The 19,409-nt window shown below is 33.5% G+C and carries 17 protein-coding genes and 1 pseudogene; 14 read left to right on the top strand and 4 right to left on the bottom strand.

All coding sequences use genetic code 11. The features are described from left to right. Window positions 1-44 precede the first annotated feature (44 nt). Together J2X17_RS13850 and J2X17_RS13845 are read left to right on the top strand one after the other, a co-directional pair. Complete coding sequence (locus tag J2X17_RS13850; protein WP_310299099.1) at window positions 45-575, top strand: DUF3347 domain-containing protein; 531 nt, start codon at window positions 45-47, stop codon at window positions 573-575. A gap of 44 nt (window positions 576-619) precedes the next feature. Further along, the gene (locus J2X17_RS13845) at window positions 620-1,138 is read left to right on the top strand and encodes a helix-turn-helix domain-containing protein (protein WP_310299095.1); all 519 of its coding nucleotides are present in this window, start codon (window positions 620-622) and stop codon (window positions 1,136-1,138) included. A gap of 43 nt (window positions 1,139-1,181) precedes the next feature. On the opposite strand, the gene J2X17_RS13840 is transcribed toward J2X17_RS13845, so the two are convergent. Together J2X17_RS13840 and J2X17_RS13835 are read right to left on the bottom strand one after the other, a co-directional pair. Beyond that, window positions 1,182-1,463, bottom strand: a complete 282-nt coding sequence (locus J2X17_RS13840; RefSeq protein WP_310299092.1) for a Txe/YoeB family addiction module toxin — start codon at window positions 1,461-1,463, stop codon at window positions 1,182-1,184. Beyond that, window positions 1,439-1,669, bottom strand: coding sequence for a DUF2683 family protein (locus J2X17_RS13835; protein WP_310299089.1), 231 nt, complete (start codon window positions 1,667-1,669; stop codon window positions 1,439-1,441). Before J2X17_RS13835 ends, J2X17_RS13840 begins: the two co-directional genes overlap by 25 nt. Window positions 1,670-1,748: 79 nt before the next feature. On the opposite strand from J2X17_RS13835, the pseudogene J2X17_RS13830 reads away from it, so the two are divergent. From J2X17_RS13830 to J2X17_RS13815, 4 genes and pseudogenes are all read left to right on the top strand, one after another. After that, window positions 1,749-1,835 (top strand): annotated as a pseudogene (locus tag J2X17_RS13830) (AraC family transcriptional regulator); the annotation flags it as partial. A 246-nt stretch (window positions 1,836-2,081) separates the two neighbouring features. Next, window positions 2,082-2,795: a heavy-metal-associated domain-containing protein gene (locus tag J2X17_RS13825; protein ID WP_310299086.1), complete on the top strand. Its 714-nt coding sequence runs from the start codon at window positions 2,082-2,084 to the stop codon at window positions 2,793-2,795. Window positions 2,796-2,852: 57 nt separating this feature from the next. Further along, on the top strand, window positions 2,853-5,048 hold the full coding sequence (locus J2X17_RS13820; protein WP_310299365.1) for a multicopper oxidase family protein: 2,196 nt from the start codon (window positions 2,853-2,855) through the stop codon (window positions 5,046-5,048). 135 nt (window positions 5,049-5,183) lie between these two features. Then, window positions 5,184-5,345, top strand: coding sequence for a hypothetical protein (locus J2X17_RS13815; protein ID WP_310299083.1), 162 nt, complete (start codon window positions 5,184-5,186; stop codon window positions 5,343-5,345). Window positions 5,346-5,538: 193 nt separating this feature from the next. Here J2X17_RS13815 and J2X17_RS13810 read toward each other — a convergent pair whose 3' ends face one another. After that, entirely contained in the window at window positions 5,539-5,991 is a 453-nt protein-coding gene (locus J2X17_RS13810) for a DUF4442 domain-containing protein (RefSeq protein WP_310299081.1), read from the bottom strand. Between the two features lie 232 nt (window positions 5,992-6,223). On the opposite strand from J2X17_RS13810, the gene J2X17_RS13805 reads away from it, so the two are divergent. From J2X17_RS13805 to J2X17_RS13785, 5 genes are all read left to right on the top strand, one after another. Beyond that, on the top strand, window positions 6,224-6,703 hold the full coding sequence (locus tag J2X17_RS13805; protein WP_310299080.1) for a DUF4870 domain-containing protein: 480 nt from the start codon (window positions 6,224-6,226) through the stop codon (window positions 6,701-6,703). Window positions 6,704-6,842: 139 nt separating this feature from the next. Next, window positions 6,843-7,175, top strand: a complete 333-nt coding sequence (locus tag J2X17_RS13800; RefSeq protein ID WP_008464689.1) for a PadR family transcriptional regulator — start codon at window positions 6,843-6,845, stop codon at window positions 7,173-7,175. Window positions 7,176-7,177: 2 nt separating this feature from the next. Continuing rightward, a complete protein-coding gene (locus tag J2X17_RS13795) occupies window positions 7,178-8,911 on the top strand; it encodes a PspC domain-containing protein (RefSeq protein ID WP_310299071.1) in 1,734 nt (577 codons plus the stop codon). Window positions 8,912-8,915: 4 nt separating this feature from the next. Next, the gene (locus J2X17_RS13790; protein ID WP_310299068.1) at window positions 8,916-9,653 is read left to right on the top strand and encodes a head GIN domain-containing protein; all 738 of its coding nucleotides are present in this window, start codon (window positions 8,916-8,918) and stop codon (window positions 9,651-9,653) included. A gap of 85 nt (window positions 9,654-9,738) precedes the next feature. Continuing rightward, window positions 9,739-10,572 (top strand): GIN domain-containing protein, encoded by an 834-nt coding sequence (locus tag J2X17_RS13785; protein ID WP_310299066.1) that lies wholly within the window; start codon window positions 9,739-9,741, stop codon window positions 10,570-10,572. A 204-nt stretch (window positions 10,573-10,776) separates the two neighbouring features. Here J2X17_RS13785 and trxB read toward each other — a convergent pair whose 3' ends face one another. Then, entirely contained in the window at window positions 10,777-11,724 is a 948-nt protein-coding gene (gene trxB / locus J2X17_RS13780; protein ID WP_310299063.1) for a thioredoxin-disulfide reductase, read from the bottom strand. Window positions 11,725-12,447: 723 nt separating this feature from the next. Between trxB and J2X17_RS13775 the strand changes: the two genes are divergently transcribed. The 3 genes from J2X17_RS13775 to J2X17_RS13765 all read left to right on the top strand — a co-directional run bounded on the left by J2X17_RS13775 (window position 12,448) and on the right by J2X17_RS13765 (window position 19,374). Further along, window positions 12,448-13,464 (top strand): GntR family transcriptional regulator, encoded by a 1,017-nt coding sequence (locus tag J2X17_RS13775; RefSeq protein ID WP_310299060.1) that lies wholly within the window; start codon window positions 12,448-12,450, stop codon window positions 13,462-13,464. Between the two features lie 943 nt (window positions 13,465-14,407). Continuing rightward, window positions 14,408-17,647 (top strand): SusC/RagA family TonB-linked outer membrane protein, encoded by a 3,240-nt coding sequence (locus J2X17_RS13770; RefSeq protein ID WP_310299058.1) that lies wholly within the window; start codon window positions 14,408-14,410, stop codon window positions 17,645-17,647. Between the two features lie 26 nt (window positions 17,648-17,673). Next, the gene (locus J2X17_RS13765) at window positions 17,674-19,374 is read left to right on the top strand and encodes a RagB/SusD family nutrient uptake outer membrane protein (protein WP_310299055.1); all 1,701 of its coding nucleotides are present in this window, start codon (window positions 17,674-17,676) and stop codon (window positions 19,372-19,374) included. Window positions 19,375-19,409 lie beyond the last annotated feature (35 nt).

Raw genomic sequence — 19,409 nt, 5'->3', positions numbered from 1 at the left:
ATTTGAAAGAAAAATTTTATTCGTTCAACCAAAAATATTATAAAATGAAAAAATCAATAGCAACTATAGTAACAGTAATTACCTTATTTACTGCAAACATTATTCAGGCAAATCCAATAAAAACAGCAACACTATCAACTGAAATTGCAGATTCAAATCAGTTACAACCAGTTTATGATGCCTATTTCACAGTGAAGGATGCCCTTATTAAAAGTGACAGTAAATTAACTTCCGCGAAAGCCAAAGATTTACTAACCGCAATATCTGCTGTGAAAATGGATAAACTGAAAACCAGCGAGCACACTGCATGGATGAAAGTCATTAAAAAACTTACTGCTGATGCAAAAAGTATTTCGGCAACTACTACTGATCTTAAAAAACAACGCGAAACTTTTAAATCACTTTCAAAAAACACTTACGATTTGATTAAAGTCACAAAATCGGCTCAAGTAGTATACAAACAATATTGCCCAATGGCAGATGCTGATTGGTTGAGCAAAGAAAAAGCAGTTAAGAATCCGTATTATGGTTCTTCAATGTTAACTTGCGGAAACGTAGTAGAAACTATCAAATAAATATGACGCTCTACATCAAAAACATGGTGTGCGGTCGGTGTAAAATGGTTGTGAAGTCTGAATTTGAAAAACTCGGACTTCAGACTATTTCTGTAGAATTGGGTGAAGTCGAACTACGGGAATCCATTACCGAAAACCAAAAAGAAAGTTTACTTAAAAACCTGCAAGCTTTAGGTTTTGATTTAATTGATGATAAAAAAAGTAAATCTATTGAGAAAATAAAAAACCTCATTATCGATTTGGTTCACCATAAAAACAACGAGCTCAAAACTAATTTATCTGATTATTTGGCTCAAAACCTCCATCAGGATTATAACACGTTAAGCAATTTATTTTCAGAAGTCGAAAACACAACAATTGAAAAATACTTTATCAGTCAAAAAATTGAGAAGGTAAAAGAGCTTTTGATTTACAACGAACTTTCGTTAAGTGAAATCGCTGATATTTTAAATTATAGCAATGTTGCTCATTTGAGTAATCAGTTTAAAAAGATTACGGGTTTCACTCCTACTTATTACAAACAGTTGAAAGATAAGAAACGAATTCAGATAGAGAATTTGTAATCCATTTATACAAAAAAAAACGTGCTAATAATTAGCACGTTTTCTATTTATCTAAATAATGTCCCATTGCAGAAATTACAACAACGGTTACAATTTCTTCCTCCACACTATATATAAGTCTGTCTTTTTTATTTATTTCCCTAGACCAAAATCCCGAAAAATTATGTTTGAGTGCTTCAGGTTTACCTACTCCTTCAAATGGAGTTTCACTAAGTTCTTCTAAAATTTTCGCAATCTTTTTTATACTTGCCTGATTACCTGATTTTAAATGTTTAGAAATTTCCGCTTGTGCCTCAGGAATCACTTCAACCCTAAACTTCCCCATATATCATTAGGATCAACGGTTATACCTTTAGATTTTCCACTTTTATAATCTTCGTATCGTTTTTTGATCTCCGCCACAAATTCAGGATTATAAGGACTTTCTTCTTCCTCTATTTTCACACCTTTATTTGTAACAGCTAACAACTTTGCAAGTTCAAGCAGTGTTTTGCCCGCTTTTGTTCGCTCATTAATGGTTATAGTTGTCATAATTTTAATATTTATTATCACAAAGATACAAAAATCACGCAATCTTATTACGATACAGATCTTTAACCAAAACAGAATTAATCAGTTCAAAAAGATTACGGGCTTCACTCCTACTTATTACAAACAGTTGAAAGACAAAAAACGCATTCAGATAGAGAATTTGTAAAAAGCTTATCTCTCGCAAAGTCGCAGAGTCGCAAAGATTTTGGTTTCACGCAGATTTTACAGATTTAAGCAGATTTATTTTAGATCTGCTAAATCTGTAGCTTCAAAAAAACTTTGCGACTCTGCGACTTTGCGAGATTCTTTTTTAATAAACCTTTGTAAATCTTACAAATCATTCTCAAAATTATACAAACCAAAGTAAGCGCAACTTCGGAAATTTGCATTGTAATACTTAAAAAATAAAACAATGACACATACATATCAACTTACCGGAATGACTTGTTCGAGTTGTGAGGACAAAGTAAAGAAAGCGCTCAAATTAGTTGAAAACATCACCAATGTTGAAGTTTCAAAAGAGAATAACACTGCAACGATAACAATGGATAAACACGTTGCATTGTCTGATTTACAAAATGCATTAGAAAGCAAATATCAAATTTCTACTATCAATCATAATGAAACTATAGAACAAACGAGATCGTGGCTTGAAACTTATAAACCAATTTTACTTATTTTCTTTTATATCAGTTTAGTTACAGGATTAATTCAATCGAAAAATCATCATTTCGATTTGATGGAAGCGATGCGTCATTTTATGGCAGGTTTCTTTTTGGTTTTCTCTTTTTTCAAAATGCTCAATTTAAAAGGTTTTGCCGAAAGTTATATGATGTATGATGTATTGGCTAAAAAAATTCCAGCCTGGGGATACGTTTACGCCTTTATCGAACTCGGTTTAGGAATAGCATATTTATTGAATTTCAACCCGCTTATAACAAATAGTGCTACATTTATAGTAATGAATATCAGCATAATTGGTGTTTTACAATCGGTTTTGAACAAAAAGAAAATTCAGTGTGCCTGTTTGGGAGCTGTTTTTAATTTACCAATGAGCACTGTTACTATTATTGAAGATGGATTGATGATTATGATGAGTTTAATTATGCTTTTAACATTCCTGTAAATGAATTACTCAAAACCATATTTCACACTAATACTGCTGTTCTTTTTTACACAAATAATGCTTTCGCAGAAGGTAGTTCGCTACGATTTACACGTTCGTGATACAATTGTCAATTTCTCCGGGAAAGAAAAACGGGCACTTACCGTCAACGGACAAATTCCGATGCCAACGCTGACTTTCACCGAAGGCGATATTGCAGAAATTTATGTACATAACGACTTAAAAAAAGAAAACACGGCATTGCATTGGCACGGATTATTTCTCCCTAATAAAGAAGATGGCGTTCCGTACTTAACACAAATGCCAATTACGCCTGGAACAACTCATAAATATAGTTTCCCGATTATTCAAAATGGAACGTATTGGTACCACAGTCATTCGGGATTGCAGGAACAGATTGGTTTATACGGACTTTTCATCATCAACAAAAAGAAAGATGATCCGACTTTTAGAAAAGGTATTGATGATTTACCAACCGTTCCCGTAATTTTAAGTGAATGGACCGATTTAAAGCCAGAGAATGTTCAGCGAATGCTGCACAATGCCAATGATTGGTTTGCCATCAAAAAAGGAACAACTCAAAGTTACGCAGAAGCCATTAAACAAGGTCAGTTTTCGACGAAAGTCACCAACGAATGGAAACGCATGAATGCGATGGACGTCAGCGATGTTTATTATGAGAAGTTTTTGATCAATGGAAAAAATGAAAATCAGCTTTCGCAGTTTAAAGCAGGCGATAAAATCCGACTTCGAATTGCAAACGGAGGCGCATCCAGTTATTTTTGGCTGACTTACGGAGGCGGAAAAATTACTGTGGTTGCCAGCGATGGTAATGATGTTGAACCGGTAGAAGTAGATCGTTTGATTATTGCAGTTTCTGAAACGTATGATGTTGTAGTCACAATTCCGGAAGACAATAAATCATTTGCTTTTTTGGCTACAGCCGAAGACAGAACCGGATCAGCTTCGTTGTTTTTGGGTAACGGAACTAAACAGCCTGTTGCTCATCTTCCCAAATTAAAATATTTTGAAGGGATGAAAATGATGAACGGAATGATGAAAATGAATGGAGAAATGAATGATATGGGCATGAATATGTCTTTGAATAAAATGGATATGAATGCCGTAATGTATCCTGAAATTTCAGGAGATGACGAATCATCTTCAAAAGCTGAAGACCATTCGCAACATAATATGGAAGGCATGGAAATGTCAAGCGATACATCAGCAACAGCAGAAATCACAACGCTGAATTACGATATGCTGAAATCTCCAACTATAACAACATTACCAAAAGACGCGCCGCTAAAAGAATTACGCTTTGAATTGTCCGGAAATATGAATCGATATGTTTGGAGCATGGACAATAAAGTGATTTCTGAAACTGATAAAATCCTGATTAAAAAAGGAGAAAACGTTCGGATTGTACTTTATAATAACTCGATGATGCGCCATCCGATGCATTTACACGGACACGATTTTAGAATTTTGAATAAACACGGCGAATATTCTCCACTCAAAAATGTGATTGATATTATGCCCATGGAAACTGACACAATCGAGTTTCAGGCCAATGCTGATGGCGACTGGTTTTTTCACTGTCATATTTTATATCACATGATGGCCGGAATGGGAAGGATTTTTAGTTATGAAAATTCAGCACCAAATCCGTTGATTCACCATCCCGAAATGGCGTACAAAATGCTAAAAATGGACGATCGTATGTTTCATTTTATGGCCGAAAATGATTTTGCTACAAATGGAAATGACGGAGAAGCCATTTACAGCAACACACGCTGGAGCATTGGAACCGAATGGCGTTTGGGTTATAATGACAAACACGGTTACGAAACTGAAACCCATATTGGCCGATACATTGGCAAAATGCAATGGCTAATGCCTTTTTTAGGTTTTGACTGGCGTTACAGAAAAATGGGAATGGACGAACAGGAACAAAACCTTTTCGGGCAAACGAATACCAAAGACAACCGTGCTGTTTTTAGTGCCGGACTTGAATATACATTACCAATGTTGGTAAAAGCCCAGGTTGAGGTTTATACCGATGGTAATGTGAGAGTGCAATTTGAACGAAAAGATATTCCGCTGTCAAAACGTTTGCGAATGAACTTAATGTGGAATACCGACAAAGAATATATGGCCGGTTTGAAATATGTAGTTGGCAGAAACTTTGGGGTTACAACGCACTATGACAGTGATATGGGAATTGGTTTTGGAGTGAATCTTAATTATTAAGAAGATCTTCCCGTTTAATTTTCAATTACATATTATTATTAAAACATTAACTTTTGTGTAAGAATCAACTCTAAAAAATGTCATTATATTTGATTTACCAAAATACAATATCAATCAAAAACAAAATTTACCAAAATGACAAAAGTAATTACCTTCTTAATGGCTGCTGTATTTTCAATTGGAGTAACTGCTCAAGAAACAAAACCAGTTCAAAAAGAAAAAGCCAAAAAAGAATCCTGCTGCAAAAAAACGTCAACAGATAAAAAAGACAAAAAATCTTGTTGCGTTAAAAAATAAATGAAATTCTATTTCAACAAAAAAGACCTCAAAAATTATTGAGGTCTTTTTTTATGTTTTGTTTTGCCACAGATTTCGCAGATTAAAAAGATTACTAGTCTTAGCTTTGACAAAATTTAAAACTTTGTCAAAGCTAAATCAAGATTTTGATTTTAAAAAATCATTTTAATCTGAGAAATCTGTGGCAAAAAAACTATTTTAATCTTACGCTCCATTCAAAATCCATTTCAGAAACCTGAACTCCTTCTTCATTTGTTCCAATCGATTTCATCCAGAAGGTTTGTCCCTCACCTGTTTCGATTGTTCTTTGAATCGCTTCGGTAATTAAATGCCCGTCTTTACAAACAAATGTTATTCTGCCCGTTGCTTTTTTGGTGAAGTTTCCTTTATTGTTTGCCACTAACATAGAGATTTTTCTACCGCTTTCCTGAATTTGAGAAATTACTAATGCTCCTGTAGTTAATTCTGCCGCCATCGCCTGAACTGCAAAATACATAGAGTTAAAAGGATTCTGATTTATCCAGCGATGTTTTACAGTTACTGTACAGCTATCTTTATCGATTGCTTTAACGCGTACACCACAAATATATGCTGATGGTAATTTGAATAATACAAATTTATTGAGTTTGGAAACTGAAACTGCCATGTGATTTTTATTTTTTATGTAAAAATACAAAAAAACTATGCACGCACAATAAATTGATAGCACTTTCCAAAACAACCAACAAAATCAAGTATTTCAGATGGTTTTCAGCACTTTATCATCCCTTTTAAAATTTCAACTTTGTTAAAATTTTGTTAATATTTGGTACTATGTAAAACAAGATACTGTCTTTTAGCCATATATTTGTATAAGAAATTACTATATACTTTTAATCATGGAAACAACAACACCACTCATCATGGAAAAAACATCAGAAAAGAACACTGCAACGTTCACACATTTAAGTACTTTAACACAGTACATTATTCCGCTTGGAAATTATATTTTCCCGATTCTAATCTGGACAAATTACAAAGACAAGTCGGAGTTTGTAAACTATCATGGAAAACAAACGTTAAACTTTCAATTGAGTTTATTGCTTTACACTTTGATCTTAGCATTAATTGCTATTCCGGTTTTTGTAACTGTTTTTCTTCAGAATCTGCCAATGGAAGCTATTTTTAATGACGACGACTTTGTTATCAGAAATTTTGATTTTCAGGGAAACATCGGATTACTTACTATAGGTGGAACAGCAATCGTACTTTTTCTATTATTAAAAGTTGTTGAATTCTTTTTAGTGATTTATGCTTCAATAAAAGCTTCAAACGGAGAATACTACAAATATCCATTAACGATTCCTTTTATAAAGTAATCATAGAATTATGAAGCACTTCGACTTCGCTCAGTGTGACATAATAAGATTAAAGGTTATAGAAAACGATCAATCATCAATCATCATCATCATCAATCAAAAAACGAATTGTTCAATCTAAAAAAAACAAAATGAAATTATGAACATTGAAAACACAAAAGCACAGATGCGCAAAGGTGTTCTTGAGTTTTGCATCTTATCAGTATTAAAAGAAAAAGACGCATACACATCAGAAATATTAGACACTTTAAAAAACGCAAAATTACTAGTTGTAGAGGGAACAGTTTATCCACTTTTAACTAGGCTGAAAAACGACGGTTTGCTAAATTATCGTTGGGAAGAATCGACCTCAGGGCCGCCACGAAAATATTATGGATTAACCGAGATAGGACAAACTTTTTTAAACGAACTTAGCGGCACCTGGACAGAATTATCTGACGCCGTAAATCTAATCACCAATCAAAATCAATAGTCATGAACAAAACAGTAAATATTAACTTAGGAGGTATGTTTTTCCACATCGATGAAGATGCATACTTAAAATTAACCCGCTATTTTGACGCCATAAAACGATCACTTAACAACTCATCCGGACAAGATGAAATTATTAAAGATATCGAAATGCGTGTTTCTGAATTATTAACAGAAAAACAAAAAAGCGAGAAACATGTTGTGGGATTGAAAGATGTTGATGAGGTTATTACAGTAATGGGGCAACCAGAAGATTACATCATTGAGGATGAAGAAAAAACGAATCAGTCTTTTAATGAGTACGGTGCAAGAAAGCATAAAAAATTATACCGTGACAAAGAAAAAGGTATGATTGGTGGTGTTGCAACAGGTCTAGGACATTATTTTGGAATTGACGCTGTCTGGATTAAAATCATCTTTCTAGTATTTGTTTTTGCAGGTTTTGGAACTGGGATTTTAGCTTACTTCGTACTTTGGATTGTAACTCCGGAAGCGGTTACAACTTCTGAGAAATTAGAAATGACTGGTGAACCGGTTACGATTTCGAACATCGAAAAAAAAGTTCGCGAAGAAATAGAATCACTATCTGATAAATTCAAAAGTGCAGATTATGATAAAATGGGAAACCAGGTAAAGTCGGGAGCTGAGAGAATAAGTAGTTCATTTGGAGACTTTGTCATTACAGTTTTTAAAATCTTCGCAAAATTTTTAGGCGTAATTTTAATCATGTCGGGAATTTCAGTTTTGATCGGATTATTGATTGGAGTATTTACTCTAGGAACAAATATCTTTATTGATTTTCCTTGGCAAAACTTTATTGAAGCCGGAAACTTTACAGAATATCCGATTTGGTCATTTGGTTTATTAATGTTCTTTGCCGTTGGAATTCCGTTTTTCTTTTTGACCCTTTTAGGTTTCAAATTGTTATCACCAAACTTAAAGTCTATTGGTAATATTACAAAATATACTTTGTTGGCCATCTGGATCATTGCTGTTGCCATTGCAATTAGTATTGGAATCAAACAAGCAACTGAAATTTCTTATGACGGAAAAACAGTAGAGAAAAAAGCAATCAATATTAATCCGAAAGACACACTTTACGTAAAATTCAGATACAATGATTACTTCGCAAAAGACCTGAATCACCATAGCGAATTTGAGTTTGTACAAGATTCTGCTAACAATCAGTTAATTTATTCAAATGATGTTCGTTTACACGTTTTGCATACTGATGAAGCTAATCCGTATTTACAAATTGAGAAAAGTGCCAGAGGAAATTCTTTTACAAGTTCTAAACAAAGAGCAGAAAAAATCAATTATAAGATTCAGATTAACGGAAATCATTTAATTTTGGATAATTATTTTCTTACAGATGTAAAAAATAAGTTTAGAGGACAAGAAGTTGATGTATATTTGTACCTGCCAGAAGGACAGCTATTTAAACCAGATTCATCTGTTCAAGATTATGATAATTCTGAAGATGATTTTTTCAACCTGCACTTTAGCGGTGATTACAACTACAAAGTAGAAGGTTCTAAGATTAAATGTTTGAATTGTCCTGCAGATGAAAATGACTTTGATGATGCAGATAATGACGACGATGACAACAATACGATTGACAATGATACTGTAAAAGAAGTATCGATTAAAATAAACGGAAAAGAAGTTCTAAACGGTAAAAAAACTAACGGAAAGCTAACCACTAATAAAGACGGAGTTATAATCAAAATCAACTAAGGCCATGATAAAAATAATCATTCATATTACGAAATTCATTATTGCCACTATTACCGCATTATTATTCGCTTCATGTAATTTTAGCAACATGAAATCTATAGACGGAAGTGGAAATGTTACGACCGAAAAACGTATTGTTCAGGGAGATTTCAAAAAAGTATCAGTAAGCAATGCTATTGATGTTGTAATCGAACAATCAGATAAAACTGAAATCATTGTTGAAGCTGATGACAATTTACAAAAAGAAATCAAAACAACTGTTGAAAACGGAACTCTTGTAATTCGTTGTGAGTTTACCTCTTTCCATAATGTTACTAAGAAAAAAGTAACCGTTAAAATGCCAATTATTGATGAATTAGAAGCTTCAAGTGCTTCAACTATAACTGGTAAAAACGTACTTCAGTCTACTAATATTAAACTGAATACTTCAAGTGCCGCAACAATGAATGTTAATGTAGAATCTGATGAAATTACACTTGATACAGATAGTGCAGGTTCTATTACAATTGAAGGAAAAGCATTAAAAGTAAAATCATCAGCATCCAGCGCAGCAACTATCGAAGCTGAAAAATTGCTGGCGAATGATATAGAAGCAGATGCTGATAGCGGAGCCAGCATAAACATTCATCCAATTGTGAGTTTAAAAGCTCATGCTAACAGTGGAGGAAGCATTAATTATGAAGGTTCTCCTAAATCAATCGAAAAAACTTCTAATTCGGGAGGAAGTATCAATCAGGGATAAACCTTATCATGTGTTAAATATAAAAGAAATCATTCATCAAAAGTGGATGATTTTTTTATATTTGTCAAAATCAAATCTAGCATTAATGAAAAAAAATAAAGCCTTAATCTTATTGTTATTGATAAGCACATTAACTTTTGCTCAAAAAAGAGAAAAAATAAAAGGATCTAAAATCGTTACAACTTCAGTAAAAGAATCAGGAAGTTTTGACGCCCTAGAAGTCGATGATAATATTGAAGTTTATTTAGAGAGCGGAGAAAAAAACGAAATTAAAATTGAAGCCGATGATAATTTACATGATATTATCGGGATGGATTTGAGAGACAAAACGCTTCGTTTGTATACCTCAAAAGAAAGCACGATTTTCAAAAAACTTACCGTTCACGTAATTTATACCAAATCTTTCAATAAAGTTATTACCAAAAATGACGCTGTCGTTTATGCCATTCAGGAACTTCAATTGGATGATATTACTTTTAATAGTTTCGATTATTCAAAATTATTTCTGAATGTAAATGCTAAAAAATTCAGTTTGATTACAGATGACAAATCAAAATCTGAAATTAATTTAAAAGCAGATGAGGCCGCCTTACAACTGAGTAAAAACTCAACTATAAAATCTTTAGTGTCAGCTATTAAATTCAAATGTGATTTATACCAAAAAGCTACCGCTACACTTGAAGGAATTGCAGAAAAAGCAACTATTCGTTTAGATAACAATTCGATTTTCACAGGAACAAAATTCACTATGAAAGATGCCAATGTTACTGCAGAAGGATATACAATAGCCAGCATTTTGACAGAAACAACGCTATCATTAGCTGCAGGAGACAAAACTGAAATTTCTCTTTTTGGAAGCCCCGCAATTACACTTACCCGTTTTTCTGAAGAAGCAAAATTGATAAAGAAGATAAAGTAAAAAACGTTTCAAGTTTCAAGTTTCAAGTTTCAAGTTTCAAGTTTCAAGTTTCAAGTTTCAAGTTTCAAGTTTCAAGTTTGTTGAAATCTATAAAATAAAAAAATCCATTCGCAAAACGAATGGATTTTTTTATTGTATGAATGTTCTGGAATTCAATTTCAAACAACTTGAACTTGAAACAAGAAAAACCTGAAACAAAATTACTTACTCTTTCGACGCTAAATAACGCTCTGCATCAAGCGCGGCCATACAACCGGTACCTGCAGCAGTAATTGCCTGACGATATACATGATCTGCGGCATCACCAGCTACAAAAACACCATCAACATTAGTTTTAGATGTTCCCGGAGTATTGATGATATAACCCGTTTCATCAAGAGTAATATAATCTTTAAAAATATCGGTGTTTGGTTTGTGACCAATTGCGACGAAAAACCCTGTTGCAGGAATTTCACTAACTTCTCCAGTAGATTTATTTAATGCTTTGATCGCATGTACTACATTTCCATCTCCTAAAACTTCAACAGTATCGTGATTCATTAAAATCTCAATGTTTTCCGTTTTACGAACGCGTTCTTCCATGATTTTTGAAGCTCTGAATTTTTCGCTTCTTACCAACATCGTTACTTTTTTACAAAGTTTAGATAAGTAATGCGCTTCTTCACAAGCAGAATCTCCTGCGCCAACAATTACAACTTCCTGGTTACGATAGAAGAATCCGTCGCAAACCGCACAGGCAGAAACTCCTCCACCCATATTTAAATAATGTTGTTCTGATGGCAATCCTAAATATTTAGCCGACGCACCTGTTGAAATAATAACAGTTTCACAGTGTAATTCGATCTTATCGTTAATCCAAACTTTATGAATATCTCCCGAAAAATCAACTTTCGTAGCCCATCCATCGCGAATATCAGCACCAAAACGTTTTGCTTGCTCTTGTAACTGAATCATCATTTCAGGTCCCGTAACTCCATCAACATAACCTGGAAAATTCTCCACTTCATTTGTAGTGGTCAACTGACCACCTGGCTGCATTCCCTGATATAAAATTGGATTCATATTTGCTCTGGCAGCATAAATAGCAGCAGTATAACCTGCAGGACCAGAACCTATAATAAGGCATTTAATTTTTTCGATTGTATCTGACATAATATGATTGTATTAATAAATGATGGTGCAAAAGTAAGTTTTTATTGTTTGAAAAAAGAACTGATTTCATCAGTTTTTATTATTCTAAAATAGAGAATATCAAAATGGTTTAAAAAGAAAATGTCTTTTCAAATAATATGAAAAGACTTCTGACCTCCCTGAACAATTTTCGAACTCTTTTTTTGATGATTTGGATACTGGTTAACATTGTTGAATAATTTTTTTTCGAACTTTATGTGAAGTGTATTTTTAGAAAATGTAATTAATGATTCCATCTACAATCTTTACCTTGTATAAGATTGCTGAGAAATGGATTTAAAAAAATATTAAGTAAGTGTTAGCAATCAGATCTTACATTTTAAAAAAAAACATACACAGTAGGATGCTTCACCTGTAATGTTCGTTGATGAAAATTGTAACGATGGTCTAGTTTTTAACTATCGGATAAATTCGAGATATGAAGCAAGTACACATGTCCTGATAAGACTAAAAGATTTCGAAGTGTTATAAATTATGTAGAAGAAATTAATGTGTATCACGATAAAAAGGAGTAATAGAAAGGGATTTACCTGGGTAATTTTTAAGAGAGGGGTGATTAGCCAAATGTAAATACTGCAACTATGAATGTTATTTTAAAAATTACCAGGGTCTCCACTAAATCTCAAACATTAGTATATATTTGTAATTTATATGTCTACTATAAATGCGTATTAAAAAAGTTTTATGAAGCAAATTATTCAACAGATTAAAAATCTTGAATCGATAAATTCTTTGTCTAAACATGAGCAATTAGTTCATGGAATAATTAATTCTATTGATGAAAGGTTAGTAATGAAGGGTGATTTACTTCCATCTGTTAATACTCTTATAAGTGAATTAGGTTTTGCAAGAGAAACCATTGCCAAAGCTTATAAAGAACTTGTGCATAGAGGAATCATCGAATCCAAAAATCGACTAGGTTATTTTGTGGCTACAAATGATGTGAAACAAGAGCTAAAAGTAGCTTTAGTGCTATTTGCATTTGATATTTTTCAGGAAACATTTTATGAAAATTTTAGAAAAGGACTTGGAAATAATATTAAGCTCGATATTTTTTTTCATCACAATAACTTTGAAACATTTGAAAACATTATTCAAAACGTAAAAGGTAAATATGGATTGTTTGTTATCGCTGCAATTCCAAACGTAAAAACGCCGACAGTTTTAAAGCAATTGCCAACAAACAGAGTTTTATTAGTAGATCGTTTTGTAGAAACTGATGAAGATTATAATTATGTTGCTCAAGAATTTAGAGATTCGTCTTACGATGCTTTTGTTAAGCTAAAAGATAAAATTAATAAATATCAAGAGATTGTTTTCTTTTTCAAACCTTTGTCTTCTCAACCTATTGAAATTTTAAATTCATTTAAGAGATTCATGGAGAATCATAACATCAATGGTGTCATTAAAGACAAATATATTTCAGGGACTCTTGAAAAAGGGAAAGTATATTTTACGATTCATAATCTGGCACTTTGGGAAATGCTTAAAGATTCTAAAATTAAGGGATTTAAAATTGGTACAGACATTGGATTTATTTCACACAATGATGATATCGTAAAAGAAATTATTTTTGACGGAGTTACAACATTCTCCACTGATTTCGCTGAAATGGGAAAAAAAGCTGCTGATTTTGTTTTGAATCGCAAAAAAATTCAGGAGATTATTCCCACTGTTCTTATTGATCGAAATTCGTTATAATTTATGAATATTTTCTCCAAAAATATAGCTCTTACAAGTTATAAGGCTTATAACATACATTACAATGATATGAGCCTTAAATAGTTTCCCCATTACACTTCCCTGAATTGTACATAACTTTTTGACTGCATTCTTTACACAGTTTTATTGGACATTTTTACATTTTTTTTCATAGCAACTGGATTATTGTTAAAAGAGTATTCTTATTAAGAAATCTTCTTAATATAATGCCTGTCGAATGGCGAGCAAAAATTTTAATTGAAACTGTCCATTTTTTTGGATTCTTCAAATAAATCGAATTCATTATTTATAGGAACTAAGTCTTTAATTATATTCAGGATGTTAAATTTTGCAACTCGCATATTCCTGATATTACTTGAATTTACTTCGGCAAGTTGGTTTCTTATTAATATGTTTTGCCATATTATAATTATTCTAAATAAAACTAAGATTTCCTGGACAAATCAACTAGAAGATCCTGCTACTATTTTCGTGGGATTTTAATTGTAGTTATGTGTCTTAATTCCCTTCTAAAAAGTGTGATTGCTGTTGTAGCTAGTTATAGTTATATCCCTTTTTTTTCAATTTTGATTAAATCCTACTTCATTAGTCAATGTTAATACAATAATAAATCCCCTATTTTTCTAGCTATTTCTCTTAAATGGAAAAAATTAACACTACTATTTTAAAAAAAATCATAAAAAAAAGTGAATTTTTTAAAACATAAATTTGTATGTTTGCATCATTATAGTAGTATAGTATAGTATAGTGCAAAACCATACTTATTGTCTCTTTTGTCTGCTCACTATTAACTACAGCTGCTGAAATCCAAAGCAATTAGTAGCTGTACTTTTTAAGGGTACTTATTTCTTAAGCGCGAATGGCAGTCATTTACATGTGTATTAATTAACTCAATTATATAAATTAAAACCATTGCAAAACCATGAAATTACTAATTAAAGACAGGCCAAAAAATGATCGGCTTACTTCTGAAATCTGGAAACTCACCAAACTAACATCCGGATTCCTATTAGCCATGACATTACAAGTTTCGGCAGCAACAGAATTAAAAGACACAAACTTTTCCTTGAAATTAAATAACTCTCCAACAAATAGGGTCAATGGAACAAGACCAAATCTATCCTATTCTGAGCTGACAAAAGCGATGAGCATAAATGTTTTACTCACAGTACAAAAACCAATTAAGGGCAAAGTAACAGATGAAAAAGGGATACCACTAGCTGGTGCCAACATACTTGTGAAAGGGACAAAAAATGAAGCCGTTACTGATATAGATGGTAATTTCTCAATTGATGTTCCTGATTCAAATAGCATTCTTGTCGTTTCATACACAGGTTTTTCAACCAAGGAATTTTCTGCAGCAAATGCAATGAATATTCAATTACAAGAAGAAAATGAAAACTTGCGTGAAGTTGTTGTTGTAGGATATGGCACGCAGAAAAAGGGAACGACAACAGGCGCCATCTCATCTGTTAAAGGGGGAGTTTTAACACAAAATGCTTCAGCAAACGTTTCAAATGCTATCGCAGGACGTATGTCTGGTGTTATAGCCAATAACCGTTCTGGAAGACCTGGTGATGACAACTCCAGCCTTTTAATCAGAGGGTTCAATTCGTTTGGAGGTGGTACTAGCCCTCTTGTAGTTGTAGATGGTATTCCAGATCGCGATTTGAATAGAATAAATCCCGATGACATTGAATCAGTTACTGTTCTGAAAGATGCATCGGCAGCAATTTATGGTGTTCGATCTGCAAATGGTGTAATCTTAGTTACAACCAAAAGAGGTAAAATTAGTGCACCAACTATCAAATTTGATGGTTCGTATGGTATTCAGCAATTAACAAGAATAGACGAAAAAGTTAATTCCTGGCAATACATGACTTACTATAACGAACTCAATGCGAATCAGGGAAAAACACTTCCTTATACACAATCTGACATAGACAAACACAAAGCCGGTAATGACCCTAATTACACTAGCACACAATGGCTTAAACAGACATACCGAAAAGACGCACCACAAGCCAACATGTCTCTTTCCGTTAATGGAGGTACGGAACAAGTTAAGTATTTCTTTTCAGGTCAGTTCTTAAATCAAGAAAGTAATCTTAGAGAGAGTGATGAAAGATACAGACAGTTCAATTTAAGATCAAATATTGATGTTAATATTTCATCAAACTTTAAAGTCAACCTAGATATTGCTGCCCGTAAAGAAGACAGAGTATACCCAGCGATAAGCATTGGAAACATTATGCATGAAACAGTTAGTATGTACCCATTCATTCCTCCATATTGGACAAATGGTTTACCTTCTTCAGGGATTGCAAATGGAAGAAACCCTATTTTAATGTCATCGGCAGCAGCAGGATATGACAAAGTTATTAACCTTGTGGTGAATCCAAAAATAGGATTTGACCTAAAATTGCCAAAGATTACAGAAGGTTTATCTTTAAACGGATACGCAGCATTTGATTACAATGTTCGCAGTGAAAAAAAATTCACCAAACCTTGGGATGCTTATTCTTATGACCTAACAAACGATAGCTACAACAACGTAAAAAGCAGCACTGCCGTAACAAGTGTTACGCAAGACGAGCAAATTGCAAATCAAAATACTTATTTCATAAAATTAGCATACGATCGTAAATTCGGCAAACACGGATTCAATGCATTCGTTGGATACGAGCAAACAACGATGGACAAAACAGAAACTTATGCTTATAGAAAAGATTTGTTGAGTGATCAATTGGATCAAATTTTTACAGGAAGCACTGTTGGACAAAATGCAACTGGCAGCGCATACCAAGATGGAAGAGAAAGTTATTTAGGACGCGTGGCATACAACTTTGACAACAAATATTTTGCTGAACTTTCTGCACGCTATAACGGATCATTCAATTTCCCGGCTGAAACTCGATGGGGAATGTTCCCTGCGATATCAGCAGGTTGGAAAATATCCGAAGAAGACTTTTTTAAAGATAATGTAAAAGGAATTGACCAGCTTAAAATAAGAGCTTCTTGGGGGAAAATGGGTAATGATGACATGAGAAGCAACGGTCAGTTGAACCAATACCTTTTCTTGACAAGATATCAATTAGTTACTGACCAACAGCTTTATAGCTATTTTGGTTCTGATTATATCTTAAATAATGGCATTTACCTTTCTGCTACGCCGAATCCAAACATTACTTGGGAAGTACAAAATTCAACAAATATTGGGTTTGACTTAAGTTTTTTCGACAATAGACTGACAACTAGTGTTGACTATTTCAAAAATAAACGATCAGACATTTTGACTCAAAGAAACGCATCTGTTCCTTTATATACTGGATTGGCACTTCCAAAAGAAAACATTGGAGAAACTGTTAATAGAGGTACTGATATGTCTTTGAATTATGCAGAAACAAGTGGGGAATTCAAATATAGTATTGGCTTTAATATTACTTATGCCCAAAGTGAAGTCCTTTTCCGCGACGAAGCAGCAAATATACCAGAATGGCAAAAATCAACAGGAAAATCAATTGATTCTTGGTTAGTTTATGAAACAAACGGCATTTATCGCACACAAGCAGATGTGGACAACACCCCTCATCTTTCAGGAGCAGGACCTGGTGATATTTGGATAAAAGACAAAGACAATGATGGCAAAATTACTTCTAACGACAAGGTTAGAATTCCAGAATCGGCAACACCAAAAATGGCATACGGTATTCCTATGAGAGCTGAATACAAAGGGATATCAATAGATTTGCTATGGACTGGACAATCAATGGCCAAACAAATGATACTACCACAAGCACAAGGATCTATTGTATCTCCACCTACATGGCTGTATGACGGAAGATATTCTGCAGAGAATCCTAATGGCCAGTACCCTATAGCTTTCAATAGTGCCGATTCGAGAAACAATATTGATGCAGACTTTTGGCTTAGAGACGCATCATTCTTTCGCTTAAAATCTTTAGAAGTATCATATGTTTTGCCAGAAAGCCTGCTTAGCAAATATGGTGTAAAACATACTAGAATCTATGCTGGTGGAACAAATTTATTTTCTATCGATAATATGAAAAAATATAATCTAGACCCTGAAACCGACAATAAAACGGGGATTAATTACCCACAAACCCGTATCTACAGAATAGGTTTAAGCATTGAATTGTAATAGTCCAACAAAAAATATCATTACACATGAAAAATTATAAAACCCGTAAACTAATAAGCATAAAAAATAAGGCATTCATTCTTGCCTCCTTTTTTATGGCAATTACATCTCTTATATCTTGCAGTGAAGATCCTTTAGACAAAGTTCCTTTGGATTCTTATACGGATGCGACCGTATGGAATGATTTGAAACTGGCAGAAGCTTTTGCCAATAATCTTTATAACGTAGTACCAACAACCCAGCACAATTGGAATGACAAAACAAATCGCAGTTGGGCGTTATCTGCTTCTTGTGATGAGGCTTATAACAAATTTAACGATTACAACTCCGTAACAATAAATTCCGGTGCTTTAACTCCAGATAATGCAAACGAATTTGATATTTGGAAACCCACCTATGCTACCATTCAAAATTGCAACATATTTTTATCTAGAATAGACGATGTTCCAGGAGATGAAGCTTGGCGTAATAGATTAAAAGGAGAGGTTCTTTTCTTAAGAGCATATGCTTATTTTAAGCTGACTAACGATTATGGAGGAATACCAATAATCACAAAACCTTTTGAATTAAACAGCGATTTCAAAGTGGATCGTAGCACTTACGATCAATCAGTTGATTTTATTGTGGCAGAGTTAGACAAAGCAGCTGATTTATTGCCTTTAACTGCTCCTAGCCTTGGAAGAGCCACAAAAGGTGCCGCACTTGCCATAAAATCAAGAATATTGCTTTATGCTGCCAGTCCACAATGGAATACGTCTAATGATATGAACAAATGGAAAAAAGCATCTGACGCCGCAAAAGCTGTAATTGATTTAAACATGTATCATCTTTATGACAAAAACTATGCTGATCTTTTCACAACCAATAATTCGGAGATTATTTTTTCTCGCCTATCCAGTAAAGATCCACAGTGGAATGCTTTCAATGGTGTAGAAATGTTTATGTCTCCAAGTGGTTTCCATGGATGGGCTTCATTTGCGCCAAGCCAAGGGTTAATTGATGCTTACGGAACTGCAGATGGTAAAGACATTACAGATCCTACTTCAGGGTATGATCCGCAAAAACCGTATGTAAACAGAGATCCACGTTTTTACAAAAATATTGTATACGATGGACGTGCCTATGGCAAGCCAGAATTTTGTCAAGATCGTTATGATGCTGGTAGTTCAAATAAGGCAGAATTTTATGAAGGGGGATTGGACTCTCCTCAAGGATGGGATAATTGGAACAATAGTGCAACTCGTTATACATTCCGTAAATATTGTGATACTACATTCAATTATAATTCAGAAACACAAACAAATAAACCTTGGATTGTCTCTCGTTTAGGTGAAATTTATCTTAATTATGCTGAAGCACAGTTCAAACTAGGAAACGAAACTACAGCTATACAGTACTTAAATGCAATTAGACAGCGTGCCGGAATAACAATTCCATTGGCAGGACTGACAGGTATAGCCTTAGAAAATAAAATCCGTAATGAAAGACAAGTTGAATTGTGTTTGGAAGGATACCGTTATTATGATGTTCGTCGTTGGAAAATAGCCGATGTAACAGAAAACAAACCTTTAATGGGCGTGGTCATTACCAAAAATAGTGATGGGTCAAAGACTTATAAATACACAAAGGTCCAAGATAGAATTTTCAAACCTCAACATTATTTATTACCAATACCAAGAGATGAAATAAACAGGACAAGTCTTGTTCAAAATCCTGGTTATAATTAAAAAAATAGGAGGTTTGCAAACCCACATATAATTTA

It is taken from the genome of Flavobacterium aquidurense, from assembly GCF_031458035.1.
Classification (GTDB): Bacteria; Bacteroidota; Bacteroidia; order Flavobacteriales; family Flavobacteriaceae; genus Flavobacterium; species Flavobacterium aquidurense_C.
The sequence above is the reverse complement of the archived record's forward strand: the minus strand, read 5'-3'. Positions and strand labels throughout refer to the sequence as shown.